General features: G+C 33.1%; 10 protein-coding genes. 3 read left to right on the top strand and 7 right to left on the bottom strand.

Annotation, left to right across the window (positions count from 1 at the left end):
* The first annotated feature begins 32 nt into the window (after positions 1-32).
* Both LDL23_RS00955 and LDL23_RS00960 read left to right on the top strand, forming a co-directional pair.
* The gene (locus tag LDL23_RS00955) at positions 33-2,090 is read left to right on the top strand and encodes a prolyl oligopeptidase family serine peptidase (protein ID WP_291264038.1); all 2,058 of its coding nucleotides are present in this window, start codon (positions 33-35) and stop codon (positions 2,088-2,090) included.
* A 78-nt stretch (positions 2,091-2,168) separates the two neighbouring features.
* Positions 2,169-2,618 carry a hypothetical protein gene (locus tag LDL23_RS00960; protein WP_291264029.1) on the top strand — a complete coding sequence of 150 codons (450 nt, stop codon included), beginning with the start codon at positions 2,169-2,171 and terminating at the stop codon, positions 2,616-2,618.
* On the opposite strand, the gene LDL23_RS00965 is transcribed toward LDL23_RS00960, so the two are convergent.
* The 7 genes from LDL23_RS00965 to LDL23_RS00995 form a co-directional block, all read right to left on the bottom strand.
* Positions 2,611-3,057, bottom strand: coding sequence for a hypothetical protein (locus tag LDL23_RS00965; protein ID WP_291264030.1), 447 nt, complete (start codon positions 3,055-3,057; stop codon positions 2,611-2,613). The two genes, LDL23_RS00960 and LDL23_RS00965, sit on opposite strands and share 8 nt — an antisense overlap.
* A 78-nt stretch (positions 3,058-3,135) precedes the next feature.
* Positions 3,136-3,939, bottom strand: a complete 804-nt coding sequence (locus LDL23_RS00970) for a TIGR00266 family protein (RefSeq protein ID WP_291264031.1) — start codon at positions 3,937-3,939, stop codon at positions 3,136-3,138.
* 114 nt (positions 3,940-4,053) lie between these two features.
* Positions 4,054-4,878, bottom strand: a complete 825-nt coding sequence (locus LDL23_RS00975; RefSeq protein ID WP_291264032.1) for an SDR family NAD(P)-dependent oxidoreductase — start codon at positions 4,876-4,878, stop codon at positions 4,054-4,056.
* 10 nt (positions 4,879-4,888) lie between these two features.
* Complete coding sequence (mtgA, locus tag LDL23_RS00980; protein ID WP_291264033.1) at positions 4,889-5,629, bottom strand: monofunctional biosynthetic peptidoglycan transglycosylase; 741 nt, start codon at positions 5,627-5,629, stop codon at positions 4,889-4,891.
* Position 5,630: 1 nt separating this feature from the next.
* Positions 5,631-6,743 (bottom strand): FAD-dependent oxidoreductase, encoded by a 1,113-nt coding sequence (locus tag LDL23_RS00985; protein ID WP_291264034.1) that lies wholly within the window; start codon positions 6,741-6,743, stop codon positions 5,631-5,633.
* Positions 6,743-7,435 (bottom strand): VTT domain-containing protein, encoded by a 693-nt coding sequence (locus tag LDL23_RS00990; protein ID WP_291264035.1) that lies wholly within the window; start codon positions 7,433-7,435, stop codon positions 6,743-6,745. Before LDL23_RS00990 ends, LDL23_RS00985 begins: the two co-directional genes overlap by 1 nt.
* A 2-nt stretch (positions 7,436-7,437) precedes the next feature.
* On the bottom strand, positions 7,438-8,700 hold the full coding sequence (locus LDL23_RS00995) for a dicarboxylate/amino acid:cation symporter (RefSeq protein WP_291264036.1): 1,263 nt from the start codon (positions 8,698-8,700) through the stop codon (positions 7,438-7,440).
* A gap of 269 nt (positions 8,701-8,969) precedes the next feature.
* Between LDL23_RS00995 and LDL23_RS01000 the strand changes: the two genes are divergently transcribed.
* The coding region (locus LDL23_RS01000) for a reprolysin-like metallopeptidase (RefSeq protein WP_291264037.1) at positions 8,970-10,000 on the top strand (1,031 nt) is incomplete at its 3' end.

A 10,000-nucleotide genomic window follows, 5' to 3' on the forward strand; every position in this document is an offset into this window, starting at 1 on the left:
TAACAGTAACCGCTATTGTTTGTACACTTGGTATGAACGCACAAACAAAAATCAATTATCCAGAAACAAAAAAAATCGACCATGTTGACACGTATTTTGGCGAAAAAATCAACGATCCTTACCGTTGGTTAGAAGATGACCGAAGTGCAGAAACAGAAGCTTGGGTGAAAGCTCAAAACGTGGTTACTTATGGTTATTTAGAACAAATTCCATACAGAAATCAACTTAAATCTAGAATGGAACAATTGTGGAATTACGAGAAAATTTCGGCTCCATTCAAAGAAGGTGATTACACATATTACTACAAAAACAACGGACTTCAAAATCAATCGGTTTTGTACCGAAAAGATAAATCGGGTAAAGAAGAAATCTTTTTAGATCCAAATACCTTTTCAAAAGACGGAACGACTTCGTTAGGCGGAATTAACTTTTCAAAAGACGGAAGCTTAGTTGCGTATTCCATTTCGGAAGGCGGAAGCGATTGGAGAAAAGTAATTGTAATGGAAACCAAAACCAAAAAAATTATTGGCGATACAATTGTAGATGTAAAATTCAGTGGTGTTTCCTGGTACAAGAATGAAGGTTTCTATTATTCAAGCTACGACAAACCTGTTGGAAGCGAATTATCAGCAAAAACAGACCAACACAAATTGTATTATCACAAATTAAACACTTCACAAAAAACAGATAAATTGGTTTTTGGTGGCGATGTAAAAAGAAGGTATGTTGGTGGTGGCGTTTCGGAAGACGAAAAATATTTATTCATTTCGGCAGCAAATTCTACTTCTGGAAATGAATTATATTACTTGGATTTATCAAAACCAGACAGTAAAATAGTAACGTTAATTGACAATTACGAAAATGATAATGATGTTTTAGACAACAAAGGGTCAAAAATTTATTTGGTAACGAATTACAAAGCACCAAACAAACGCGTGGTAACTTTTGATTTATCAAATCCAGGAAAAGAAAACTGGAAAGATTGCATCGCTGAAACTGAAAATGTTTTGTCGCCAAACACAGGTAGCGGTTATATTTTCGCAAGTTATATGAAAGATGCCGTTTCATTCATTAAACAATACGATTACAACGGAAAATTAGTGCGTGATATTCAATTACCAGGTGTTGGAACAGCTGGTGGTTTTGGTGGAAAAGAAAAAGAAACTACTTTATATTTTTCTTTTACAAATTATGTAACCCCTGGAACTACTTATGCTTTTGATCCAAAAACAGGAAAATCAGAAGTATATCAAAAACCAAAAGTCGATTTCAATTCGGCAGATTACGAATCAAAACAAGTGTTTTACACTTCAAAAGATGGCACAAAAATTCCAATGATTATTACGTATAAAAAAGGGACAAAATTAAACGGAAAAAATCCAACTATTTTATATGGTTATGGAGGATTTAATGTTAGTTTAACCCCTTCTTTTAGCATCGCGAATGCCGTTTGGTTAGAAAATGGAGGCGTTTACGCTGTTGCGAATTTACGCGGCGGTGGAGAATACGGTAAAAAATGGCACGATGCCGGAACACAATTGAAAAAACAAAACGTTTTTGACGATTTCATAGCAGCAGCTGAATATTTAATCAAAGAAAAATACACTTCTTCAGATTATTTAGCGATAAAAGGCGGTTCAAACGGAGGTTTATTAGTGGGTGCGGTGATGACACAACGCCCAGATTTAGTAAAAGTAGCATTGCCAGCAGTGGGAGTTTTAGATATGTTACGTTACCACACCTTTACCGCTGGGGCAGGTTGGGCTTACGATTATGGAACTGCCGAGCAAAGCAAAGAAATGTTTGAATACTTAAAAGGTTACTCACCTGTTCATAACGTGAAAGCAGGCGTGAAATATCCAGCAACTATGGTAACCACAGGAGACCATGACGACCGAGTAGTTCCAGCACATAGTTTCAAATTTGCAGCGGAATTACAAGCTAAACAAACAGGAGAAAATCCAGTTTTAATACGAATTGATGTAAAAGCAGGTCACGGAGCAGGAAAATCGGTTGCTGCGACTATTCAAGAAAATGTAGATATGCAAGTCTTTACACTTTACAACATGGGTGTTAAAGAATTGAAATAGAAAAGTTAAAAAACTGATAAAAGAGCCTTCGGGCTCTTTTTTTATGCAATAAAATTTCAAAAAACGGGTTTTCTAGTTATGCAAATTTTAGTTTTTATATCAATCATTATTACTTCTATTGGATTACAAAGTTGTAATTCAACCATTAAAAGTGTGTATCGAGATGACTTTAGAAGTGCTTCAAAACCTGAAATAGAAAAAGTTCAAAAAGAAGTCAATGCCAAAAACAGTAACAAAAGTATTTTATTTCTAACTCAAGTGTACAAGGGAGAAAAAATCATCATTTCACAAAATGGAAAAACGATTTACTCTGAATATCCCATCACTAATTTAAACAACAGAATTGCTTCTTATTTAAGTTTCAACAACCAACAAGACTTGGTAATTAAAGATATAAGTTCCAAAAAAGAAATCTTAATTCCTGCCAAAAAATCAAGCAAACACAAATATGTTTATGTAATGAAAAAAGTAACTAAAGGAAAATTTCAATTCATTATTACCTATAGCAATACACTTAGACCTATTTAACATTTCTAGCTAATTGCCCATCACCATAAAATTGCATCAATACAAAAGCGCCAATTAAACTTGAAGCAACACCTTCAAAGAATAAAACTCCACAATACTGAATGATATTTATTTTTCCAACAAAAAAGAAAGTATCAGACAATGTTGTTAAATAGCTTTCTCCTCCTTTTGTATAGATGAATGCAATTAAACCAACTATTCCGAGGAAAACGCCTAACACTCCTGTTAAAAATCCAGAAAATAAATTTTCAAAATAGTCCATTTTCCCTTTATCGTAATTATGCTTGATTGTTTTATGAATTCCGTATAAAACTATAAAAGCGTTTAACGAGCGTAAGTAATTTTTACTTGCCAATCCTAAAAAATCCATTAATAGGAAAAACAATCCGATACCTAAAAAAATTAGGAATGCATTTTTTAATACTGTTTTATTTTTCATAATTTCCAGAGTTTAGATTAATAAAATTACAAATTTTAATCTAAACTACTGAAAATCAATATATAAAAATAAGTTAAATTAAAAACGATTGTCGCCGTCAAGCATTCTTCCTAATCCTCCAAGTAAACTTCCTTCCTCTCTACTGCTTCCACCAGCTTTTGGTGCCGATGCTATAATTCTATCTGCTAAACGAGTAAATGGTAACGATTGAATGTAAACAATTCCAGGACCACGAAGCGTTGCAAAGAAAATTCCTTCCCCACCAAAAATGGTATTTTTGATTCCGCCAACAAATTCGATATCGTAATCTACGTCTTTGGTAAACCCAACCAAACAACCTGTATCTACACGAAGTAATTCTCCTGATTGCAATTCTTTTCTGGCTAAAGTTCCGCCTGAATGTACAAATGCCATTCCATCGCCTTCTATTTTTTGCATGATAAAACCTTCTCCTCCAAACAATCCAGTTCCTAATTTTTTAGAAAATTCGATTCCAACTGAAACTCCTTTTGCAGCGCATAAAAAAGAATCTTTTTGGCAAATGAATTTTCCTCCAAATTGTTGCAAATCAATCGGTACAATTTTTCCTGGATATGGAGAAGCAAAAGACACTTTTCGTTTTCCAAAATCTAAGTTTTGATAAGCTGTCATAAATAAACTTTCGCCTGTTAAAACGCGTTTACCTGCCGATAAAAGTTTTCCAAAAATTCCTGCTTGTTGTTCTTGACTTCCATCTCCAAAAATAGTTTCCATTTTGATGCCGTTTTCCATCATCATGAAACTTCCAGCTTCAGCAATAACTACTTCTTGCGGATCTAATTCTATTTCCACATATTGCATTTCTTCACCATAAATATGGTAATCTATTTCGTGTGCTTGCATAATTTTTAGTTTTCTTAATTAGTCGAAAAGAAAATAAAATGTTACTACAAAACCCAAAAACCGAAAATAATATTGTTTTCAGTTTTAAGTAATAAGAAATGTTTTATATGTAAATTAAAAATGACCTAAAACAGATTTTCGAATTAACGAATTGAATGCCTTATATCCTAATAATCGTCTTATAGAACTCATGAAATTAGCATCAAATCCAATAGTATATCGTTTGAAATTTTTCTTTGGATTTTCAGCAATATTGAATATAGTTTTTGTAATAATAGGAGTAAGATTTATATTCTTCTTAGTTTTTTTATGTAAAATGGCAGTCACTTTATCCATTAACCTGTTGTAAGTATGAATTTTAGTTGTATTACATTTGGCAACATTAGATTGAAAAGAAGTTGGAGCGTTTCCAAATTGAACGGTACTAACACTAATATTAAAATCAAGAAGTTCATATGCCATACATTCTGAAAAACTTTCAACTGCTTGTTTAGTCGAGTGATAAAAACTACCTAATGGTAAGTTGACCAAACCTGCAATTGAAGAAATAGTGATGAATTGTCCAGAATTTTGACTTCTAAACACAGGGATGAAAGCTCTACAAACTTTGACAGCTCCTAACCAATTAACATTAACAATGTTATCAATTTTATGATCTTCAGACAACTCTACAAAACTCCGATACCCCAGCCCAGCATTGTTTAAAACAACATTGACTATTTTGTGCTCGTTAAGAATTTTATTTTTTGCTCTTATAATACTTTCAGTTGAAGTAACATCAAGTTCATAACAAAACACATTTGGAGTTGTTGCTAAACCATCCGCCAAATCAATTGAAATCATGGTAGCTATAACCGTCCAATTATTTTTCGCAAAATACAAAGCAGTTTCTTTACCTATTCCACTGGAAGCTCCAGTTATTAATATAGTCTTATTCAAGATTTTCTTTTTAGTAATCTAATTTTACATAACCGATTTCACGACTAATTCGCGCTTTTCTGCGATTAATGTAAGAGGATGAATTAGATGCTTTGTATTTTCTAGGATTAGGAAGAATAGCCGCAATTCCGGCAGCTTCATAACGGGTTAAACTAGCGGCATCTTTTCTGTACCAATGTTTAGCTGCTGCTTCGGCTCCGTAAACTCCATCACCCATTTCGATACTATTAAGATAAACCTCCATGATACGTTTTTTACCCCAAATTAATTCAATTAAAACGGTGTAATACGCTTCTAAACCTTTACGAACATAACTTCTACCTTGCCAAAGAAAAACATTTTTTGCCGTTTGTTGCGAAATAGTACTTCCTCCTTTTAGCCTTTTACCTTTTTGATTGTTCTTGAAGGCTTTTTGCATGGCTTCAAAATCAAAACCAGAATGTTCTAAAAAACGACCATCTTCGCTAGCGATAACTGCTTTTTGAAGGTTTAATGAAATTTCATCAATTGGCACCCATTCGTGACTGCATATCATTTCTTTCCCATCTTTATTATGTTCTAAAGCGCGCATACCCATTAAAGGTGTAAACGGAACTGGAACAAATTTGAAAAGTAAAACAACCGAAAAACTAATGATATTGAACCATAAAAAAACCAACCATAAGAAACGTAAAATCTTTTGACCTGTAGTTCTTTTTTTTGCTGGTTTTTTTGCTGAAGTCTTTTTACTTGGAGTAATTTTTTTTGCCATTCTATATTAAATCTGCTAATTCTTGTCCGACTAAACTACCTATAGCAACTCCCATTCCACCCATGCGAACTCCGCAATAAACGTTATTTGAAAGTTGTTCCACTATAGGTTTTTTATGAATTCCCACGCCCATAGTGCCGCTCCATCGGTGTTCAATTTCGAACTCCTGATGTGGCAAAATTACCGTTTTTAATAACTCTTCCAAACGATTTTGAATCAATTCGGTTGTATCATGAGAAGTTGTGGTTTCCCCTTCGAAATCTAAGTTTCTTCCGCCACCAAAAAGAATTCTATCATTGATGTTTCTGAAATAAAAATAGCCTTTATCTAAATGAAAAGTACCTTTAATATCTAAATTCGGAATTGGTTTTGTGATTAAAACTTGTGCTCGAGCCGGTTTAACTTGATTATTAGTTATTTGTGATGCAAAACCGTTTGTGGTGAACAATAATTTATTGGTTTTAAAAGAAATTCCATTGGTCTCCACCTCAACACCATCGTTTACTTCTTGAAAACTTGTTACGGTTTGACTGTTTAAAATCAGAATGTCATTTTGATGTGCTTTTTTTAGTAAAGCTTGCATCATATTTCCAGTATCGATTTGCGCTTCAAACGGATTAAAAATCAAATTTTCGAAAATACCTCCAAAATTAAAACGATCTACTTCTTTTGAAAAAACATCGGTTTTAAAAAGTGGTTTTATGATATCATTGATAAATGGAATTTTCTGAATGCATTCGTTATAAAACGATTCGTCTTCTTTTAGAAATAATTCGTAACCGCCATAAGGTTTCAAATCAATTACCGAATCACCGAGATTTTTTCGAAGCAATTGCAATCCTGCATATCGTTTTTGAATGAGTTTAATGACTTCTTCTTCGGTATGGGTTTTTAAATCGTCTATGATTTCGGAAATACTTCCAAAGCAGGCAAATCCTGCATTTTTTGTACTAGCACCTTGAGGCAAAACACCTTTTTCGAGAACTAGAATTTTGGCAGAAGGAAATCGCTCGCGCAAAGCTAATGCTGAATGTAAACCCACAATTCCACTACCTACGATAGTAAAATCGACGTTTGAAAACCAATTTTTTATTTCCCAATAACTGAGTTGCATTATTCTTGAGTATTTGCTGTCTTTTTTCTAGCTTTAATGGCTTTCATTATCAATGGAAATGAAGTTACAGCAATTAAAATTAAGATAATCGTTTCGATATGTTTCTTTAAATCAATACCAAATTCTTCATTAAAGAATCCGTACAAATAATGTCCGGCAAAAACTAAAAGAAACGACCATAAAAGCGAACTTAATACGTTATAAAGCATAAATTTGCTTTTTTCCATATGAACAATTCCTGCTATAATAGGCACGAATGTTCTAACTATTGGTAAAAAACGAGCAAATATGATGGCTTTTCCACCATGTTTTTCAAAAAACGCTTGCGACTCATATAAATATTTCTTTTTGAAAAAGAAACTATCTTGTTTGTTATATAAAAACTGACCACTAGTGGCACCAAACCAATATCCGAAAATATTTCCTAGAGTAGCCGCTGTGGCGATTAATAAAGCTAAAATGGTAACATTTGATAAATCGCTTGGAATCATAAAAAATGTTTCTACCAACTCGCGACTGTAAATTCCAGATAAAAACAAAAGACTGTCACCTGGTAAAAAGAATCCGGCGAACAATCCTGTTTCGGCAAAAACAATGAATAAAACCATGTAAATTCCGATGGGCACACCACCTATTTCCATAGTAATATAGAATTCGGGATTAAAAAGTTTGGTCCAATGAAAATCGTTCATAGTTAAGCCAATTTATTTACAGATTTAGCTACAATCATGGACACCGCTGCATCGCCGGTAACGTTAACTGTAGTTCTACACATATCTAAAGGTCGGTCGATCGCAAAAATTAAAGCTAAACCAGCTTCTGGTATTCCGGCTTGTGCTAATACAATTACCAACATTACCATTCCGGCTCCCGGAACAGCTGCACTTCCGATAGAAGCTAAAGTTGCAGTAACAATAATTCCTAATTGAGTTGCTAAAGACAAATCCATACCAAAAGATTGCGCAATAAAAACAGCAGCAACAGCTTGATATAAACTGGTTCCGTCCATATTAATAGTAGCTCCAATTGGCAAAACAAAACTGGCTACTTCATCATCAACTCCTAAATTATCAACCGTTCTTTCCATAGTAACTGGTAAAGTAGCTGCACTTGAACTCGTTGAAAAAGCTAATAATTGAGCAGGAGAAATTCCGTTGATAAAGAATTTTGGACTTTTCTTGGTGAATAGTTTCACCAATAACAAGTAGAAAGACATTACTAATATTAAACCTAATATCACGGTTAGGCCATACATTCCAAGCGCTTTAAACAAATCTAAACTTGGCGATTCGGCAACAATTGCTGCTAGTAATGCAAAAACTCCAAAAGGTGAAAACAACATTATTAAATCAATCATTTTCAAAATAATCTCATTGAAACTATCAAAAAAATCTTTAACAGGTTTCGATTTATCTTCTGGAATTAAAATCATGGCGATACCAAAAATCACTGCGAAGAAAATCACTTGTAACATATTACCGTTATCGGATGAAGCTTTTATAATATTATCAGGTACAATATCAATTAAAGATTGTAATGGTCCAACTTCACTTTGCTTGGCAGCAGCTTCAATTTTTGAATTGGCATCAGCTGTATAACTTGCAACTAATTCAGTTCTTGTTTGTTCCGAAATATAACTTCCAGGTTTGATAATATTAACAATTAATAATCCAATTGAAACAGCAATAACTGTTGTTAGCACATATAATCCAATTGTTCTTCCTCCCATTTTAGATAATTTGGAAATATCTTTTAAGTCAGAAATTCCTTTAATCAATGAAGCCAATATCAAAGGAACCGCAATTAACTTTAATAAATTAATAAAAATGGTTCCAAATGGTTTTATCCAATCGACAATAATGTCTTTTCCCCACGTAAATTGAATCAATATAAAAGCAAATAAAACTCCGAAAACCATTCCAAGTAATATTTGCCAGTGTAGTGCTAATTTTTTCATTATCAAGTTTGCTTTTAAGAATGTGAAAATAGGTATATTTTTTTGAACCTTAAAAAGATAATTACATATTCTTCCATTTCTTGTATTAAAAATTAAAAATGTCAATCTTCAATATTTCAAACACATAAATTTAAATTTTAACACATGTTTAATTATTTTAATCTATAAGTATGAATATCGTAATTTTTTACAATATTTTTTTAATTATTCGTATTGCAATATTAAAAAACTTAAATATATTTGCTCAACTAAAACCCAAACTATAACTTATGAAACAAAAATTTCTCCTTCTTGCTTTATTAGCAACTTCGAGTTTCCTACAGGCTCAAGACAGAGGAACGTTTTGGAAAACAGCTCAAAGTAAAAGCAAAGTGGCTTTGGAAAGTAAATTAGACCTTCCAGAAAAACAACTTTTAGACTTAGATGTTCCGGCTGCAACTAATTTATTAAGAAACGCTCCTGATCGTTTTTCTAATCAAAAATCTAGCGTAATTCTATCATTACCAAATGTGGATGGTACAATGGAGCAATTTAGAATCTATGAAAATTCCAACATGGAACCTGAATTAGCAGCAAGATATCCAGAAATCAAATCGTATATTGGAATTGGAATTGACAATCCAACAGCAAGTGCTTATATCAGTACTTCGCCACTTGGATTTAAGTCTATGGTATTAAATCCAGGGAAACCGGCTGTATTTGTTGAGCCTTATTCTCAAGATTTACAAACCTACACCGTTTACGTAAAAACAGACAAAAGAACTGCTTTTACTAAATTTGAATGTTCTGTTTTAGATAGAATTACTCCTTCAGATAGCAACAATTTAAGACCAAATGCTGACGATGGAAGTTTAAGAACTTTCCGTTTAGCAATGTCAGTTACGGGTGAATATACTGCTTATTTTGGAGGAACCAAAGCGCAAGCATTAGCCGCTATTAACAATACAATGACACGTGTTAATGGTGTTTTTGAAAAAGACTTTAATGCTAGAATGGTATTAATTTCAAATACCGATTTAGTAATTTATACTAGTGCTTCAACAGACCCCTATTCAGCATCAAGTTCAATGTCAAATTGGAATCAACAATTACAAACTACATTAACTAACACTATCGGAAATGCTAATTACGATATTGGTCACTTATTTGGTGCAACTGGTGGTGGTGGAAATGCAGGTTGTATTGGATGTGTTTGTGTAAATCCAACTTCTACTGTTCCACTAGGAAAAGGAAGTGGTTACACTTCACCAGCTAACGGAGTTCCTTCAGGGGATGCTTTTGATATTGATTATGTAGCTCA

It is taken from the genome of Flavobacterium sp., assembly GCF_020217025.1.
Lineage (GTDB): Bacteria > Bacteroidota > Bacteroidia > Flavobacteriales > Flavobacteriaceae > Flavobacterium.